This is a genomic window from Microbulbifer halophilus, assembly GCF_026183675.1.
Lineage (GTDB): Bacteria > Pseudomonadota > Gammaproteobacteria > Pseudomonadales > Cellvibrionaceae > Microbulbifer > Microbulbifer halophilus.
In genome coordinates this window covers 62,251-80,624 of sequence record NZ_JAPIVK010000023.1, presented here as the reverse complement: position 1 = coordinate 80,624, position 18,374 = coordinate 62,251, and the positions used below count along the sequence as shown (strand labels likewise).

Genomic DNA, 18,374 nt, shown 5'->3' with positions numbered 1-18,374 from the left:
CCAGTCACGGCGCTACGCGCCATGCCTGGCGCACATAAAAAAAGCGGCGGGGCTTCCCCCGCCGCTTTCCAGCTCAAACGAAGCACTGAAAACGTAGCGAGCGGCTGGCTGGTGGTGGTAGCCAGGCGCACACGCAGTAGTTTTCAGTTGCCTTCGGTCTTGTCGATGATCTTGTTGGCCTTGATCCAGGGCATCATGCCACGCAGCTTGGCCCCCACCTCTTCAATCTTGTGCTCGCCGGAGATGCGGCGCTCGGCCTTCAGGCGCGGCTGGCCGGCCTGGGACTCGAGCATGAAGTCCTTGGCGAACTTGCCGGTCTGGATGTCTTTCAGCACCCGCCGCATCTCGGCCTTGGTCTCGTCGGTGACGAGGCGCGGGCCGGTGACATAGTCGCCGTACTCGGCGGTGTTGGAAATGGAATAGCGCATATCGGCGATGCCGCCTTCGTACATCAGGTCGACGATCAGCTTCATCTCGTGCAGGCACTCGAAGTAGGCCATCTCCGGCGCGTACCCGGCATCCACCAGGGTTTCGAAACCGGCCTGGACCAGCGCCGTCATGCCGCCGCAGAGTACCGCCTGTTCACCGAAGAGGTCGGTTTCGGTTTCCTCGCGGAAGTTGGTTTCGATAATGCCGGAGCGACCGCCGCCATTGGCGGAAGCGTAGGACAGCGCCAGTTCCTTGGCCTTGCCGGAGGCATCCTGGTACACGGCGACCAGGGTCGGCACGCCGCCGCCTTCCAGGTAGGTGGAGCGCACGGTGTGGCCCGGGCCTTTCGGCGCGATCATGATCACGTCCACATCTTTGGGTGGCTCGATCAGTTCGAAGTGCACATTGAAACCGTGCGCAAACGCCAGCGCCGCGCCGGACTGCAGGTTGGGGGCCACCTGCTCGCGGTAGATGGCCGCCTGGTGCTCGTCCGGGACCAGGATCATCACCACATCGGCGTCCTTGACCGCGTCCTCGACTTCCGCGACGCGCAGGCCGGCCTTCTCGGCCTTGGCCCAGGAGCCGGACCCCTTGCGCAGACCCACCACGACATTCTTCACGCCGGAATCCTTCAGGTTGTTGGCGTGGGCGTGGCCCTGGGAACCGTAGCCGATGATGGCCACGGTTTTCTGCCGGATCAGGGACAGGTCGCAATCTTTATCGTAAAAAACTTGCATCGTTCACTTCCTATTTTCGGTCTGTATCAAACACTCAGGACTTTCTCGCCGCGGGCAATACCCGACACGCCGGAGCGAACCACCTCCATGATGGTGTGCTCGCCCAGGGCCTGCAAAAAAGCGTCCAGTTTCTCGCCGGTGCCGGCCACCTGCACCGTGTACATATTGCTGGTGACATCCACGATCTGGCCGCGGAAGATATCCACACTGCGCTTTACCTCGTCGCGCTGTGCACCGGTGGCGCGGACCTTGACCAGCAACAGCTCGCGCTCGATATGCGCGCCCTCGGTCAGGTCAACTAATTTGACCACATCGATCAGCTTGTTCAGGTTCTTGGTGATCTGCTCGATCTTGTGGTCGTCGCCGATGGTGACCAGCGTCAGGCGCGACAGGGTGGCGTCTTCGGTGGGCGCCACCGTCAGGCTCTCGATGTTGTAGCCGCGCTGGGAGAAAAGCCCCACCACGCGGGACAGAGCGCCCGGTTCGTTTTCCATCAATACTGAAATGATTCTGCGCATCATCACTCTTCCCTAGGTCCGCTCCGTCTTGCTCAGCCACATATCCCGCATGGAGCCCGTCGGCATCACCTGCATCGGGTAGACATGCTCGGACGGATCCACGTACACGTCGATGAACACGCAGCGGTCCTTGATCGCAAACGCCTCCCGCAGCTTGTCGCGAAGCTCCTCGCGGCGTTCGATCTTCACGCCCGCGTGGCCGTAGGCCTCGGCCAGCTTGACGAAGTCCGGCAGGGACTCCTCGTAGACGCTGTGGGACAGGCGCCCCTCGTACTGCATCTCCTGCCACTGTTTCACCATGCCCAGCGCCTGGTTGTTCAGGCACAGGATCTTTACCGGCAGGTGGTACTGGGTGGATGTGGACAGCTCCTGGATACACATCTGGATACTGCCCTCGCCGGTGACGCAGATCACTTCGCTGTCCGGGTGCGCGATCTTCACCCCCAGTGCCGCCGGCAAGCCGAAGCCCATGGTTCCCAGGCCACCGGAATTGATCCAGCGGCGCGGCCTGTCGAACCGGTAGTACTGGGCGGCGAACATCTGGTGCTGGCCCACGTCGGAGGTCACGAAGGCGTCGCCCCCGGTGATGTCGTAGACCGCCTCGATCACCTCCTGCGGCATGATCATGTCGCCGTCGGTGCGATAGCGCGGCGCCGTGTAGAGGCCGTGGCGCTCGCGCCAGTCGTCGATCTGCCGCCACCAGTCGGTGATCGCCGACTGATCCGGCTGCTCGTCGGCGGACTTCAGCATCTCCACCATTTCCCCCAACACCGACTGCACCGTGCCGACGATGGGCACATCGGCGACGATGGTCTTGGAGATGGACGCCGGATCCACATCCACGTGAATGATCTTGGCCCCGGGGCAGAACTTGCTGGGCGTACTGGTGACCCGGTCATCGAAGCGCGCGCCCACGGCCAGGATCACATCCGCGTGGTGCATGGCGGTGTTGGCCTCGAAGGTACCGTGCATGCCCAGCATGCCCAGGAAACGCCTGTCGCTGCCCGGGTAGGCGCCCAGCCCCATCAGGGTGTTGGTGACCGGATAGTTGAGCCGCTGGGCCAGCTCCGTCAGCAGTGCCGCGCCATCGCCCTGCACCACACCGCCACCGGCGTAGATAACCGGGCGTTTCGCGGACAGCAACAGCGCCACCGCCTTGCGGATCTGGCCGCTGTGGCCCTTGCCCGCGGGCGTATAGGAGCGCATACGCAGCTTTTGCGGATACTCGTAGGGGAAGCGGTCCGCCGGGCTGGTGACATCCTTGGGCACGTCGATCACCACCGGGCCCGGGCGGCCGGTGTTGGCGATATAGAAGGCCTTCTTGACGGTTTCCGGGATATCCTCGGCGCGCTTGACCAGGAAACTGTGTTTCACGATCGGCCGCGAGCAGCCCACCATGTCGGTTTCCTGAAAGGCGTCCTCGCCGATTTTGTCCGACGCCACCTGGCCGGAGATCACCACCAGCGGGATGGAATCCATATAGGCGGTGGCGATACCGGTGATCGCATTGGTGGCTCCCGGACCGGAAGTCACCAGCACCACCCCGGCCTTGCCGGTGGAGCGGGCGTAGCCGTCCGCCGCGTGAGTCGCGCCCTGCTCGTGGCGCACCAGCACGTGCTTGATGCCCTTCTGCCGAAAGATGGCGTCGTAGATATGCAACGCCGCCCCGCCGGGGTATCCGAAGATCAGATCCACCCCTTCATCCTGCAGCGCGCGAACCAACATATCGCCGCCGGAGAGTAATTCCACTGAAGCCCCCTCAAATTTCCTGTCTGGGTAGGATATTCATCACGCAAAAAGGCAAAAACCGCCACATGACGAAAAGGTCAAACGGCAATTGTAAAGGAAAATGGTGACAAATATCAGCCTGTTACACATTTCCATGTCGATTTTTAGGATAACTTCATCGACAACGGCAATGCGTCGGCCCGATACGATCCCGGCGGGATTTCGCGACGGACCTGCAGGCCTCCGTGGTGGGGAGAGCCCACCCGGCGGGCTAGTGGCCCCGAGCAAAGTTCTGTATGTCACCGAACTTCGCACAGGGTCCACCGGGGCGGGCGTTTGGCCCGCCGGAGGGCAGAAGGGGAACCGCGGGGTGTGCGGCACTCTCTACTCGCCGGGTGAACGTTCGATTCTGCAAACTGTGCCGGGCCTGTCAACTGGCGAAAGTGTTAAGGCGGTAGTGGGAAAGCCTGTGCAGACCGGTACAATGCCGGGAGACATGACAACCGCAGAACACTGAAGGAAGTCCCATGCGCATCGCCCTCGCGATCTTCATTTCCGCCCTGGCGCTCGCCGCCCAGGCCGACGGCATCTACAAATGGACCGATGAGAACGGCGTGGTGCACTTCGGTTCCCAGCCCCCGCAGGCAAAGCAGCAGGAAGAGGACGACGTGGAAGTGGTCCGGAAGCCCAAGTCCAAGCGCTACAAGCAGTGGCAGGCGGAGCAGGAGGCGCTGAAGGCCGAGAAACAGGCTGCAGAAGGGAATCGGGAAGAGGAAACCGCCGAAGACGAACCGGCCGACCCCGAACAGCAACCGCAGCAGGACGAGGCACTGTCCAGGGCCGAACAGGCCGTGCGCGCCCAGCGCTGCCGCATGGCGCGGGAAAACCTGCAGGAACTGACTAACCATTCCCGCGTACGCGAAGTGGGTGCCGACGGCCAGATGCGGGTGCTGCCGGAAGAGGAGCGACAGCAGCGGATTGCGCAGATGAAGCAGACGATCCGGGACAACTGCTGATTGCCGGGGCGGAATGGGTACAGCCTATTCCGCCTGCGCCCCTCTCCCTTCCGAACTCGCCTCTCTTCCGTAATCCCGACCCAGGTACAGATACATCGCCGGCACCACAAACAGGGTGAACAGCGTGCCGATGGTCATACCCGTGGCCACCACCAGCCCCATCGCAAAGCGCGCACCGCCGCCGGGGCCCGCGGCGATCAGTAGCGGTACCATTGCCAGCACCAGGGAGGCGGTGGTCATCAGCACCGGCCGCAGGCGGATGGACGCCGCCTCCTCGATCGCGGTGCGTTTGTCCTTCCCGCCCTCCTGTAGCTTGTTGGCGAACTCGACGATCAGGATACCGTGCTTGGAAATCACACCGATCAGCGTCACCAGCCCCACCTGGGTGTAGATATTCAGCGTGGTCAGGCCGAGGCTGACAAAGAACATCGCCCCGCAGACGCTCATGGGCACCGTCACCAGCATGATCAATGGATCGCGCCAGGACTCGAACTGCGCCGCCAGCACCAGGTAGATCACGATCAGGGCGAAGAAAAAGGTCAGCACCAGTTGGGAGCCCTCGCTCTTGTACTGGCGCGACTGGCCGGCGTAGTCGACAGAGTAACCCGGCGGCAGTACTTCGCCGGCGGCGCCCTCGAGGACGCCCAGCGCCTCGCCCAGGGTGATGCCCGGGCGCGGCACGCCGGAGATGGTGACCGCATTCAACTGCTGGAAACGCTTCAACTGCTGCGGCTCCACCGTCTCCCGCAGCGTCACCAGGGTCGACAGCGGAATCAGGTCACCGTTGCGCGCGCGGATATAGTAATTTTCCAGCTGTTCCCCGGTCAGCCGCTCGCGCCGCACCACCTGCGGGATCACCTTGTAGCTGCGGTTCTCCAGCGAGAAACGGTTTACATAGGCACCGGACATCATGCTGCCCAGTTCGCGCCCGATATCCGCCATGGTGATTCCCACCGAGGCGGCCTTGTCACGATTGATGGCGACTTCCAGCTTGGGCTTGTCGATCTTGATATCCGAATCCACGAAAATGAATTTGCGGCTGGCGGTGGCGCGCTCCATGATCTCGTTGGCCAATTCCGCCAGGTTCTCCATCGGCTCGGTGGAGCCGATCACGAATTCCACCGGCAGTTGACCGCCGGCGGTGGGCAGGCTGGGCGGCACCACCACCGCCACCTTGAGCCCGGCGATCTCCGCCACTTCACCGCTGATGATCTCCTGCATTTCCGCGGTGTTCTTGTCGCGCTTGTTCCAGGAGTCCAGCACGAAGCCGGCAATGGCGCTGTTGGTGCTGTCGCCGGAACCGCCCACACCGTTGAGCAGGAACAGGTTTTCCACGGCGTCCCCGTGCCGCTCGGCGATGCCGTTCATCTCGCTGGTGTACTGCTCCACATAGTCGATGGTGGCGTAGGAGTCCGCGGTGGAGATGGTGAGTACAAAGCCGCGATCTTCCTGCGGCTCCAGCTCGCTGGGGGAGGTGACAAACAGGAAATAGCAACTGGCGAGCACGATCAGGCCGAACACCAGGATCACCAGCCGGTAGTCCAGCGCCCGGGTCAGCCGGCCACGATACCCCGCCTGCAGTCGATCGAACTGGCGCTCCAGCCACTGCTCCATGCGGTTGCCGTCGCCGCTGTGCGGTTTCAGTATCCGCGAGGCCATCATCGGCGACAGGGTCAGCGCCACCACACCGGAGAGGAAGACGGCACCGGCGAGGGAAAACGCAAATTCCACAAACAGGGTGCCGGTCAATCCGCCGAGGAAACCGATCGGCAGGTAGACGGCGATCAGGGTCGTGGTCATGGCCACCACCGGCCACGCCAGCTCGCGCGCACCCACGATGGCGGCGTCGAAGGGTGTCATGCCCTCTTCGATATGCCGGTGCACATTTTCCAGCACGATGATGGCATCGTCGACGACAATACCTATTGCCAATACCATCGCCAGCAGCGTCAGCAGGTTGATGGTGAAACCCATCAGCAGCATCAGGAACAGGGCCCCCACCAGCGACAGCGGCACCGCCACCGCCGGAATCGCCACACTGCGCAGGGAACCGAGAAACAGGTAAATGACCAGGATCACGATCACCACCGCCTCGAGAATCGTCTTGATCACCTCGTCGATGGAATCCTGGATATACTCGGTGCTGTCGTAGGGAATCTCGCCCATCATGCCCTGGGGCAACTGCGGGAAAATCTCGTTTTCCAGCTTGTCCCGCACCATGCGGATCACGTCCAGGGAGTTTGCATCGGGCGCTACCTCCACGGCGATGAAGGTGGCGGAGCGACCGTTGAAGGTGACCGAGGTTTCGTAGGACTCGGAACCCAGCTCGACTTCCGCAATATCGCCGAGACGTACCAGGCGATCGCCGTCGGCGCGCACCACCAGCTCGCGGAAGGCGTCGGCAGTGGCGATATCGGTATCCGCGGACACTTCCACTGCCACCATGGTGCCCTTGGTACTGCCCACCGCTGACAGCATATTGTTGGCGCGCAGCGCTTCGTTCACATCCGCGGGCGTCACCCCCATACCCGCCATTGCCTCCGGTCGCAGCCAGATGCGCATGGCGAAGGTGCGGTTGCCGAGCAGGCGCGCGCGCTGCACACCGGCGATGGTGGAAAGCTTGGGCTGCACCACCCGGGTCAGGTAATCGGTGATCTGGTTGTTGTCGAGCAGCTCCGACGAAAAGGACAGGTACATGGCGGCCACCGTCTCGCCCACCGCCATCTCCACGGTGGAGTCCTCCGACTCCTCCGGCATCTCGCTGCGCAGCTTGTTGACCTTGGCCACCACCTGGGTGAGCACTTCGTTGGCATCGTAACCCAGCCGCACATAGGCCTGGATGGTGGAAATCCCCTGCACGCTGGTGGACACCATATAGTCGATGCCATCGGCGGTGGCGATCTCCTGTTCCAGTGGCGTGGTGATGAACCCCTCCACCAGGTCCGCGTCGGCGCCGACATACACCGTGCTCACCGTAATCACCGCGTTTTCCAGCTCCGGATACTGGCGCACATTGAGTTCGCTGGCCGCGCGCAGGCCCAGCAGGAAAATGAACAGGCTCACCACGGAAGCCAGTACCGGTTTGCGGATAAAGATTTCGGTGAAGTTCACCTGGATGCTCCCTGCTTCCCGTGCGCACGACACTCGCGGCGCCTTCCCGTAGGATGGGCAAAGGAGCGCAGCGACGTGCCCATCTACCGCGATCCTGGTGGGCACGCTTCGCTTTGCCCATCCTACAGCTCCTCTCCCGGTGGGAGAGGTTAGCTATTTTCCGGCTGCGGATCCGCCTGCGCCGGCGGCGGGTTTTCGTTGTCGATTTCCACCGCGCCGTCGTTGCGCAACTTCAACAAGCCGCTGGTGGCGACCACCTCGCCCTCTTCGACGCCCTCGACGATTTCCACCAGGTCGCCGCGCTCCTCGCCGGTTTTGACCACCCGCTTGCGCGCCACCATGCCGGTGTCGCTGTCGTCGCTCTTTTCCAGCACGAACACCGAGTTGCCGTAGGGTGCAAACAGGATCGCCGTGCGCGGCACTACCAGTACGCGGTGATCCGCCGCCAGTTTCACCGTGACATCGGCGTACATGCCGGGGTGCAACTTGTGCTCGGGGTTTTTCATGGTCGCCTGTACGAGGAAATTGCGGCTGGCGCTGTCGATGCGCGGATCGATGGCGGTAATCCGCCCGGGAAAATCGGACTGCGGAAAGGCACCGGTGCTGACCGCCACCGACTGTCCCTCCCCGACCCGGCTGAAGTAGCGCTCGGGCAGGGAAAAATCCACAAAGATCGGATCCAGTTGCTGCAGCGATACCACCGCATCGCCGGGACTGACATTCTCCCCCAGGTCCACCAGGCGAATGCCCAGCTGCCCGGCGAAGGGCGCGACGATTCGCCGCTCGGCTATCGTGGCGCGCTGCACTTCCAGCCGCGCCAACACCTGCTCCAGTCGGCTGCGCACGTCGTCCAGTTCCGCTTCGGTGGTCACCCCCTTTTCGTGCAGCGCGGCGATGCGCTTGTGATCGCGCCGGGCCAACACCCGCTCCGCTTCCAGTACCTCGAGCTGTGCGGTTTCCGGATCCGCCGCCAGCTCCACCAGCAGCTCGCCGGTCTCCGCCCGCTGCCCGGATTTGAAATGGATGGCACTGACCACGCCCTGGGCCTGACTGGTGACCTCCACGCCGTTGACCGCGCGCATCGACCCCACCGCCGCCAGGACCTGCTGCCAGGTCTGCCGCTCCACAGGGGCGGAGGTGACCGTGGCCGGCGGCTGCGCCATATTGTCCAGCGCCTTGTTCATCATGTATTTGCCGAACATCTTGAAGGCAAAAATACCGCCGAACAGCAGCAGGCAACCCAGCAGCATCCAGAACATGGGGCCGTTGAAGACTTTTCGCGTAGCTACCACAGAGAATCCCGTTATTGCGGCGCACAGATCCACCGCCCGGCGGCGCTGCGCCGGATCGCGTTGATGACAGGATAGGCAAGTCTGGCGGTTTGCGGGGGCGGTGTGCGGTGAGTGGTCTCGGCTGGCAGGTGGTGGGACCGACTGGGGAGTCGACCCCGTCGGCGATGGCCGGCGGGACCGCGCCCGGGGCGGCTACTTGTGGAAAACCGTCCTGTCACCCTCCAGTTCGACGTGCACCGTATCGCCCGGCGCGAATTTGCCCGCCAGAACTTCCTGCGCCAGCGGGTTTTCCAGCCACATCTGGATGGCGCGCTTGAGGGGGCGCGCGCCGTAGACCGGGTCGAAGCCGACGTCGGCGAGTTTGCTCAACACCTCCTCGGACACATCCAGCTTCAGGTCGCGATCCGCCAGCCGCTTGCCCAGCAGGCCGAGCTGGATCTCGGCGATGGAACGCACTTCCGATTTCGCCAGCGGGTGGAAGACCACCACTTCGTCGATGCGGTTGATGAACTCGGGGCGGAAGTGATCGCCCACCACTTCCATCACCGCACTCTTCATCTGCCGGTAGTGGATCTCCGTATCCAGCTCGTCGCTGTCACGCGTACCGGCGTATTTCTGGATCAGGTCGGAGCCCAGGTTGGAGGTCATCACCACCACGGTGTTACGGAAATCCACCGTGCGGCCCTGGCCGTCGGTCAGGCGGCCATCCTCGAGTACCTGCAGCAGGATGTTGAACACATCCGGGTGCGCTTTTTCCACCTCGTCGAGCAGCAGCACCGAGTAAGGTTTGCGTCGCACCGCCTCGGTCAGGTAGCCGCCCTCTTCGTAGCCCACGTAGCCCGGCGGTGCGCCGATCAGGCGCGCGACCGAGTGCTTCTCCATGAATTCCGACATGTCGATGCGCACCATGGCGTCCTCGGTGTCGAACAGGAATTGCGCCAACGCCTTGCACAGCTCGGTCTTGCCGACGCCGGTGGGGCCGAGGAACAGGAAGGAACCGTTGGGCCGGTTGGGGTCGGCGAGGCCGGCGCGGGAGCGGCGCACCGCATTGGCGACGGCGCCCACCGCCTCGTCCTGGCCGATCACGCGCCTGTGCAGTGCGTCTTCCATGCGCAGCAGTTTTTCCCGCTCGCCCTCGAGCATCTTCGATACCGGGATACCGGTCCAGCGGGAGACCACTTCCGCGACTTCCTCCTCCGTGACGCGATTGCGCAGAAGCTGCGGCTCGTCTTCGCTGTCGGAATCGGCGGTGTCGGCGGACTGGAGCTGCTGTTCAAGCTGCGGAATCACGCCGTACTGCAGTTCCGACATGCGCGTCAGGTCGCCGGCGCGGCGCGCGGCTTCCATATCCAGCCGGGCCTGTTCCAGCTTCTCCTTGATATCGTGGCTGCCGGCGAGTCTCGCTTTTTCCGCTTTCCAGACTTCCTCCAGGTCGGAGTACTCTTTTTCCAGCTGGTGGATTTCCTCCTCGAGTTTTTCCAGCCGTTTTTGTGCGGCCTCGTCGTCCTTGTCTTTTTTCAGTGCCTCGCGCTCGATCTTGAGCTGGATCAGGCGCCGCTCGAGTTTGTCCATGGATTCCGGCTTGGAGTCGATTTCCATGCGGATGCGGCTGGCGGCCTCGTCGACCAGGTCGATGGCCTTGTCCGGCAACTGGCGGTCGGTGATATAGCGCTGCGACAGGCGGGTGGCGGCGATGATGGCCGAGTCGGTGATATCCACGCCGTGGTGCACTTCGTAGCGCTCCTTCAGGCCGCGCAGGATGGCGATGGTGTCTTCCTCGGTGGGCTCGTCCACCAGCACCTTCTGGAAGCGGCGCTCCAGCGCGGCGTCCTTCTCGATATATTTGCGGTACTCGTCCAGGGTGGTGGCGCCGACACAGTGCAACTCGCCTCGCGCCAGTGCCGGCTTCAGCATGTTGCCCGCATCCATGGCGCCCTCGGCCTTGCCGGCGCCGACCATGGTGTGCAGCTCGTCGATGAACAGGATGACACGCCCTTCCTGCTTGGACAGTTCGTTCAGCACGGCCTTCAACCGCTCCTCGAAATCGCCGCGGAACTTGGCCCCGGCCAGCAGTGCACCCAGGTCCAGCGACAGCAGCCGCTTGTCCTTCAGTCCCTCCGGCACTTCGCCGTTGACGATACGCTGCGCCAGGCCCTCGACGATGGCCGTCTTGCCCACGCCGGGTTCGCCGATCAGCACCGGGTTGTTCTTGGTGCGCCGCTGCAGCACCTGGATGGTGCGGCGGATTTCGTCGTCGCGGCCGATCACCGGGTCCAGCTTGCCCGCCAGCGCCCGCTCGGTGAGGTCCATGGTGTATTTGTCCAGCGCCTGGCGCGCCTCTTCCGCGTTGGGGTCGTCGACTTTCTCGTCGCCGCGGACTTTTTCGATCGCCGCCTGCAGGGCTTCGCGGCTGCCATTGGCGTTCAGTATTCTGGCAATATCGCCGGCGGCGGAATCGAAAGCCGCCAGCAGTACCGTTTCGCTGGAAATGAAAGTGTCACCATTCTGCTGCGCCTGCTTGTCCGCCAGGTTGAGCAGGCGCGCCAGTTCCTGGGACATGCCCACATCGCCGGTGGGCGAGCCCACCGTGGGCAGGCTGTCGAGCCTTTTGGCCAGGTCGTTGCGCAGGCCGCTGAGATTGAAGCCCGCCTGGGACAGAAACGCCGGCACGCTGCCGTTGTTCTGGTTCAACAGCGCCTGCAGCAGGTGCTCCGGATAAATCTGGTTGTGATCCCGCCCCACAGCCAGGGACTGCGCATCGGCGACGGCCGATTGCAACGGATTGGTCATTCGATCTATGCGCACGCTCGAACCCTCGGTTTAATTCGACGACATTGGTAATCAGTCTAGTCCGGATATTGCCCCGGGAGGCTCAGAGATCCGGTCCAGCTTTAATATTTGGGTGGGGAGGGGCTTTTCAATGGGGGCCGGCCCGGGCGGTGCGCAGGGCGCAGGGCGCAGGGCGCAGGGCGCAGCCTACGCGAGCCAGATGAGGCTGGCCATGCGGCCGGTGGTTTTGTCGCGGCGGAAGGAGAAGAAGCTGTCCGGTTCCGAGACGGTGCAGCGGTCGCCGCCGTAGACTTCCTCGATACCGAGCTGGCGCAGTTCGGCGTGGGCCAGGCCGTAGATATCGGCGCGGAAGTGCAGCGGCTTTTCCATGTGCGGGCGAAAGCACCCGGCGATGGCCTCGGTGTGGCCGTCATTGAGGGCCTGCTCGAAAAAGACTTCCAGCACATCGACCCCGGTTTCGAATGCCTGCGGGCCTATGGCCGGGCCCAGCCACACCAGCAGTTCCTCCGGCGGGCAGTCCAGGGCGGCGACGGTGCTGCGCAGAATCCCCCCTGCCAGACCGCGCCAGCCGGCGTGGGCGGCGGCCACACGGGTGCCGGCGCGGTCGCAGAAGAGCACCGGCAGGCAGTCGGCGGTAAGCACCGCGCAGACGGCGCCCGGCCCCTGCACAAAACCCGCGTCGGCCGTGCGCACCAGGCCGTCGGCGCGGGCCTCGACGGCCCGGTCAGCGTGAATCTGCTCCAGCCACTGGGGTTCCGCCGGCAACTGCAGTTCCTCCCGCAACTGGCGGCGGTTGGCGGCCACCGCCTGCGCGTCGTCACCGACATGGTCACCCAGGTTGAAGGACGCATAGGGGCCCTCGCTGCGGCCTCCGGCGCGCAGGCTGGTGGCGGCGCGCACATTGGCGGGGGCCGGCCAGTCGGGGATCAGGTAGTGGTCGTTTGACATCGATGCTCTTTCCTTGAATGCGTTCTGCAGGTGATTGGTGTCGGTTGCGTTCACTAACCCATTGGGGCCAAAGAACCCACCGGGCCCTTCGATGCCCTCTCCCCCGGCCCCTCTCCCTCCGGGAGAGGGTTAGGGAGAGGGGGCAGGTTGTACGCCCCCAACCGACACCGGAGTCACTCCCGGCCATCCGCGCGCAGCAGCTCGACCAGACGCAGCATATCCTCCGGCATCGGCGCCGACCAGTGCATGGTCTCGCCGCTTTCCGGGTGTATCAGCGACAATTCCGCCGCGTGCAGCGCCTGGCGCGGGAACTGCTGCAGGGCTTCCGCCAGGGCGCGGTCGGCTTCGGGCGGCAGTTTCGGGCGGCCGCCGTAGAGGGGATCACCCACCAGCGGGTGGCGGATATGGGCCATATGCACCCGGATCTGGTGGGTGCGGCCGGTTTCGAGCCGGCAGCGCAGGTGCGTGTGGACGCGGAAGCGCTCCTGCACCCGGTAGTGAGTGACCGCTTCCTTACCTCCGCGCTCGAGCACCGCCATCTTCAGGCGGTTCTGGCGGTGGCGGCCGATAGGGGCGTCGACGGTGCCGCCGCCGGTCAGCGCGCCCCGGGCGATGGCGTCGTAGACGCGGCTGACGCTGCGCGCCTTGAGCTGGTCCACCAGGTGAGTCTGGGCCTGGAGGGTCCTGGCCACCACCATGAGGCCGCTGGTGTCCTTGTCCAGGCGGTGGACGATACCCGCGCGCGGCACCAGCTCTTGCGCCGGGCAGTGGTGCAGCAGGCCGTTCAGCAGGGTGCCGTCGGGATTGCCCGCGGCCGGGTGCACCACCAGTCCCGCAGGCTTGTTGATCACCAGCAGGCTGTCGTCCCGGTAGACGATATCCAGCGCCATGGGCTGGGCGCGCCACTCCCCCCGGGCCTCCAGCCGGGCGCGCAGGCTCAGCGTCTCACCGCCGAACAGCTTGTCTTTGGGCTTCGCGGAGCGGCCGTCGACGGTCAATTGGCCGCCCTTTATCCAGTTCTGCAGGCGCGCGCGGGAATAATCGGGGATCAATTCGGCCGCGGCCTGGTCCAATCTCTGGCCGGCAAACCGGGCCGGGACTTCTATATCAACTGCGAGCTGTTCATTCATCGAGCAAATTCAAACACTTTGGGCAGCTCCACGACTGTGGTTAAATGGCGGGCCGCCAGTTTCCTATACTGGCGGCGAGTTTACCGCACCCGGCAATCCGGTGCGGTACTGAGCAGAAAAAGGTAGAGAGAAATAATGATAGAGCGAGGGGCTATGCAGACGTGGAAAACGTCGGTTCTGGTGTTGTTGTCCGCGATTCTGGTGGCCTGCGCCAGCACCGATGAATCCGAAGAGGGGCTGCCCAGCGGCAGCCGCACCGAGCAGGCCTTCTACGAGGCCGCCCAGCGCCAGCTGAAATCCAGCCAGTGGGACATGGCGATCAAGAACCTGCGGGCGCTGGAGGACAACTTCCCCTTCGGCAACTACGCCGAACAGGCGCAACTGGAGCTGATCTATGCCTACTACCGAAACTACGAAAACGACGCCGCCATCGCCTCCGCGGACCGCTTTATCCGCCTGCACCCGCAGCACCGCAACGTCGATTACGCCTATTACATGAAGGGGCTGTCGTCCTTCACCGAGGGCACCGGCCTGTTTGAGCGCTTCCTGCCCACGGACATGACCAGCCGCGACCCGGGCTCGGCGCGGGAGTCCTTCGCCTATTTCTCCCAGTTGATGGCGCGCTACCCGGACAGCCGCTATGCGCCCGACGCGCAGAAGCGCATGATCCACCTGCGCAACCTGCTGGCGCGCTACGAGATCCACGTGGCCAACTACTACTTCAAGCGCGGCGCCTACCTGGCCGCTGCCAACCGCGGCCGCTACGTGGTGGAGAACTTCCAGCAGACCCCGGCGGTGCCGGACGCACTGGCGGTGATGGTGCAGGGCTACAACCTGTTGGAGATGCCGCAGCTGGAGGCCAATGCGCTGCGCGTGCTGCGTACCAACTACCCGCAACACCCGGCCTTCGAGAGCGATGGCTCCTTCAATTACGACTACTACGAGGGCGCCGCCGGCCGCAGCATCCTGCATCGCCTCACCCTGGGCCTGTTCGAGAAGTCCGATCCGCGCGGTTTCGACAGCCGCGAGCTGTACAACGCGGAGTACCGCCGCGAGGATGCGCCGCTGCCGCCGGAGCTGATGTGAATGATGGAATATGAACGAGGAATGATGAACACGCGGGCAAAGAATGGTGCCGATTTCCCCTCTACTGCCCGCGGACCAAGCGTAGGGGCCCCGATGCTTGCTGGCGGCCAACGACCGTTATTATGGCACTAAAGCCGATCGCGTGATCATCATTCATCGCTCATAGTTCCGCATTCCGTATTTAGTCCCCCGCTTTCCACCCATTGGTAATCGGGTAGCGCCGATCGCGGCCGAAGCCGCGCTCGGAGATGCGCACGCCGATGGCCGCCTGGCGGCGCTTGTATTCGTTGCGGTCCACCAGCCGCACCACCCGCTCCACCGTATCCCGATCGAAACCGGCGGCGACGATGTCGGCGGCGCTGTTGTCGCGGTCGATGTAGAGATTGAGTATCCGGTCCAGTTCGCCGTAGTCGGGCAGGCTGTCGGAGTCCACCTGGTCCGGCGCCAGCTCGGCGCTGGGCGGGCGGGTGATGACCGTCTCCGGGATCACCTCTCCGATGCTGTTTCGGTAGCGGGCCAACTCGAACACCAGCGTCTTGGGCACGTCCTTGAGGGCGCTATAGCCACCCACCATATCGCCGTAGAGGGTGGCGTAGCCCACCGCCAGCTCGCTCTTGTTGCCGGTGGTCAGCACCATGGCGCCCTTCTTGTTGGAGATGGCCATCAACAGCACGCCGCGGGAGCGGGCCTGCAGGTTCTCCTCGGTGGTGTCCCGCTCGCTGCCGGCAAACTCCTCCGCCAGGGCGCCCATAAAGGCATCAAAGATGGGCTCGATGCTGATCACCCGGTAGTGAATACCCAGCCGCTGCGCCTGGTCGGCAGCGTCGTCCTTGCTCAGGTCGGAGGTATAGCGGAAAGGCATCATTACCGCCTCCACCCGCTCCCTGCCCAGGGCATCCACGGCGATGGCCAGAGTCAGGCCCGAGTCGATACCGCCGGACAGGCCGATCACCACGCCGTTGAAACCGTTCTTGTTCACATAGTCGCGCACGCCGAGCACCAGCGCCTGATAGACGGAGGCCAGATCCTCCAGCGCCGGCGTCACGTGACCGGCGGCGACAGTGACCCGGTCGCCGCGCTGCTCGACACTGACCGGCAGCAGATGCTCGACAAATTCCGGCGCCCGCGCACACAACTTGCCCTGGGCGTCGACGGCGAAGGAACCGCCATCGAACACCAGTTCATCCTGCCCGCCAAACCAGTTCACATAGATGATCGGCATATTGGCAGCGCGGGCCTGGTTGGCCAGCAGCTCCAGGCGCTCCTGGGCCTTGCCGCGGTGGAAGGGCGAGGCGTTGATGTTCAGCATCAGCTTCGCCCCCAAAGCGGCGGCCTGGGCCGCCGGTTCCGGGCGCCAGATATCCTCGCAGATGGTGATCGCCGTGGGGATGCCCTTGATATCCACCACACAGGGCCGGTCGCCGGGCACGAAATAGCGCATCTCGTCGAAAACCTGGTAGTTGGGCAGCTTCTGTTTGGCGTACTCGGCCACCAGCTCGCCGTCGACGATCAGCCCGGCCATGTTGAACACTTTGCCGGCCACCATCCGCGGATAGCCGATCAGTACCGCACAGGGCAACTCCGCCGTACACAACTGGGTCAGAGCACTGTCGATACGTTTCTGCATACTGGGGCGCAGCAGCAGATCCTCCGGCGGATAACCGCACAGGGTGAGCTCGGGGAAGAGCACCAACTCGGCGCCCTGCTCCCGGTGGGCGCGCCGCGTCACCTCGATCACCTGGGCGGTATTGCCGGGGACATCCCCCACCAGAGAATTGATTTGTGCCAGCACTAGCTGCAAAGTAGACATCTTCGGACCTCGAACCAGACAGGCTCCCATTGTACCGTGACCGGGGGGACCACCGCACCGCGGCGGGCGAATTTCAACTCGGGTTTCGGGAATCAGCCGGGGTACGACCACAGCCCCGGGGCTCAACACACAGAACAACAAAACGGAAACCAGCCGTGCATACTGCAGCGTCGAGCGCCAGCGGATCCACCCTGCACCACCACGAACTGCTGCGGATCTACGCTTTCTACCGCGTGGCCATAGCGCTGATCCTGCTGGGAATCTTCACTTCCGACATCGGCAAGGGCGCCGTGGGCAATACGGCCCCGGCCCTCTATCTCAATACCGTGATCGCCTATGCGGCGCTCAACTTCGGCTGGCTGCTGCACCTGCGCCGGGTCGCCTATCGCACCAATACCGGCCAGGTGGGGCTGATTCTCGGCTGCGATATCCTGGCTTTCCTGCTGCTGATCCAGGCCAGCGGCGGCCTCAATTCCGGTCTCGGCTATCTGCTGCTGATCAACTGTTCCGTCGGTTCCATGCTGCTCGACCGGCGCATGGGAGCCTTCTTCGCCGCTGTCGCCAGTATCGCGGTGATCGGCCAGCAGCTCTACGGCCTGATCCTCGGGCGCGCCGACACCCAGGACATCGTCTCCGCCGGCAGCCTCGGTATACTGCTGTTCGCTACCGTGAGCACGCTGCAGTACCTGTCGGGGCGCATCCGCAGCGCCACCCTGCGCGCCGACCAGCAGAGCCGCCAGGCCGCCCACCTGCAGCGGTTGGCACAGCAGATCATCGAGCGCATGCGCACCGGCGTGCTGGTGATGGACGCCGCCAACAAACCGGAGCTGATCAACCGCGCCGCACGCCAGTTGCTGGGGGAGCCACTGCAGCCGGGCGGCGACCGCCAGGCGGAACTGCATCGGGTCGTGCGCGAGTGGCGCCGCAACCGGAACCGCGGCAGTGCCCTGCTCAGCGCAGACAACGGCAGCGAACTGCGGCTCAACTTCGCCAAGCTGCGGCGCGAAAACGACGACAGCACGCTGGTATTCGTGGAGGATAATCGCAAGCTCACCCAGGCCGCACAGAAACTGAAACTCGCCTCGCTGGGCCACCTGACCGGCTCCATCGCTCACGAAGTGCGCAATCCGCTGGGCGCCATCAGCCACGCCGCGCAACTGCTGTCGGAATCCGACAGCCTCGGCGACGAGGACCGCCACCTGACCTCGATCATCTGCCGCCACAGCCAGCGGGTAAACCAGATAGTGGAAAATGTGATGCAGCTATCGCGCCGGCGCCCGGCGGTGCCGCAACGCAACGACCTGAATCGCTGGCTGGAACAGTTTATCGCCGACTTCCGCGCCGGTGCGCCGAAGGACGCGCAGATACGCCTGCAACTGTCCCAGAGACCGATCAGTGCCCGTTTCGATCCCGATCAACTGGCACAGGTACTCACCAACCTGTGCAATAACGCCCTGCACCACTCCCATCTCGTCACCGGGCGCCGCGAGGTGGATATCACCGTCTATAGCAACAGCGGACGCGACTGCGCCGTGCTGGACGTGGTGGACCGCGGCCGCGGTGTACTGCCGGAACACCGGGACAAAATTTTCGACCCCTTTTTCACCACCGGCCAGGGCGGCAGCGGCCTGGGCCTCTACATCGCGCGGGAACTCTGCGAGGCCAACCAGGCCAATCTCTACTACTGTCGCAGTGACGACAACAAAAGTTGCTTTCGCATCGAGTTCGCCCACGCCGATAAACTTTTTTAGCAGGCTGCACCTATTTCCCGAGAAAAAT

General features: G+C 64.0%; 12 protein-coding genes. 3 read left to right on the top strand and 9 right to left on the bottom strand.

The window, feature by feature from the left end; translation table 11 throughout:
- Positions 1-143 precede the first annotated feature (143 nt).
- The 3 genes from ilvC to OQE62_RS13050 are packed head-to-tail and all read right to left on the bottom strand — an operon-like array spanning position 144 to position 3,433.
- Positions 144-1,166: a ketol-acid reductoisomerase gene (ilvC, locus tag OQE62_RS13060; protein WP_265722483.1), complete on the bottom strand. Its 1,023-nt coding sequence runs from the start codon at positions 1,164-1,166 to the stop codon at positions 144-146.
- Positions 1,167-1,192: 26 nt separating this feature from the next.
- Entirely contained in the window at positions 1,193-1,684 is a 492-nt protein-coding gene (ilvN, locus tag OQE62_RS13055; RefSeq protein WP_265722487.1) for an acetolactate synthase small subunit, read from the bottom strand.
- A 12-nt stretch (positions 1,685-1,696) separates the two neighbouring features.
- Positions 1,697-3,433, bottom strand: coding sequence for an acetolactate synthase 3 large subunit (locus OQE62_RS13050; protein WP_265722482.1), 1,737 nt, complete (start codon positions 3,431-3,433; stop codon positions 1,697-1,699).
- A 506-nt stretch (positions 3,434-3,939) separates the two neighbouring features.
- Here OQE62_RS13050 and OQE62_RS13045 point away from each other — a divergent pair.
- The gene (locus OQE62_RS13045; protein WP_265722481.1) at positions 3,940-4,428 is read left to right on the top strand and encodes a DUF4124 domain-containing protein; all 489 of its coding nucleotides are present in this window, start codon (positions 3,940-3,942) and stop codon (positions 4,426-4,428) included.
- A gap of 24 nt (positions 4,429-4,452) precedes the next feature.
- Here OQE62_RS13045 and OQE62_RS13040 read toward each other — a convergent pair whose 3' ends face one another.
- From OQE62_RS13040 to rluD, 5 genes are all read right to left on the bottom strand, one after another.
- Positions 4,453-7,539 (bottom strand): efflux RND transporter permease subunit, encoded by a 3,087-nt coding sequence (locus OQE62_RS13040; RefSeq protein ID WP_265722480.1) that lies wholly within the window; start codon positions 7,537-7,539, stop codon positions 4,453-4,455.
- Between the two features lie 149 nt (positions 7,540-7,688).
- Positions 7,689-8,831, bottom strand: coding sequence for an efflux RND transporter periplasmic adaptor subunit (locus OQE62_RS13035; RefSeq protein WP_265722479.1), 1,143 nt, complete (start codon positions 8,829-8,831; stop codon positions 7,689-7,691).
- Between the two features lie 192 nt (positions 8,832-9,023).
- Positions 9,024-11,636 (bottom strand): ATP-dependent chaperone ClpB, encoded by a 2,613-nt coding sequence (clpB, locus tag OQE62_RS13030; RefSeq protein ID WP_265722478.1) that lies wholly within the window; start codon positions 11,634-11,636, stop codon positions 9,024-9,026.
- 171 nt (positions 11,637-11,807) lie between these two features.
- Positions 11,808-12,569 (bottom strand): peptidoglycan editing factor PgeF, encoded by a 762-nt coding sequence (gene pgeF, locus OQE62_RS13025; RefSeq protein ID WP_265722477.1) that lies wholly within the window; start codon positions 12,567-12,569, stop codon positions 11,808-11,810.
- A gap of 173 nt (positions 12,570-12,742) precedes the next feature.
- Positions 12,743-13,699, bottom strand: a complete 957-nt coding sequence (gene rluD, locus OQE62_RS13020; RefSeq protein ID WP_265722476.1) for a 23S rRNA pseudouridine(1911/1915/1917) synthase RluD — start codon at positions 13,697-13,699, stop codon at positions 12,743-12,745.
- Between the two features lie 153 nt (positions 13,700-13,852).
- Here rluD and OQE62_RS13015 point away from each other — a divergent pair, with 153 nt between their 5' ends.
- Positions 13,853-14,785, top strand: coding sequence for an outer membrane protein assembly factor BamD (locus tag OQE62_RS13015; protein ID WP_265722475.1), 933 nt, complete (start codon positions 13,853-13,855; stop codon positions 14,783-14,785).
- A gap of 181 nt (positions 14,786-14,966) precedes the next feature.
- Here OQE62_RS13015 and OQE62_RS13010 read toward each other — a convergent pair whose 3' ends face one another.
- Positions 14,967-16,595 carry an NAD+ synthase gene (locus tag OQE62_RS13010; protein WP_265722474.1) on the bottom strand — a complete coding sequence of 543 codons (1,629 nt, stop codon included), beginning with the start codon at positions 16,593-16,595 and terminating at the stop codon, positions 14,967-14,969.
- 155 nt (positions 16,596-16,750) lie between these two features.
- On the opposite strand from OQE62_RS13010, the gene OQE62_RS13005 reads away from it, so the two are divergent.
- Entirely contained in the window at positions 16,751-18,346 is a 1,596-nt protein-coding gene (locus OQE62_RS13005; RefSeq protein WP_265722473.1) for a sensor histidine kinase, read from the top strand.
- Positions 18,347-18,374 lie beyond the last annotated feature (28 nt).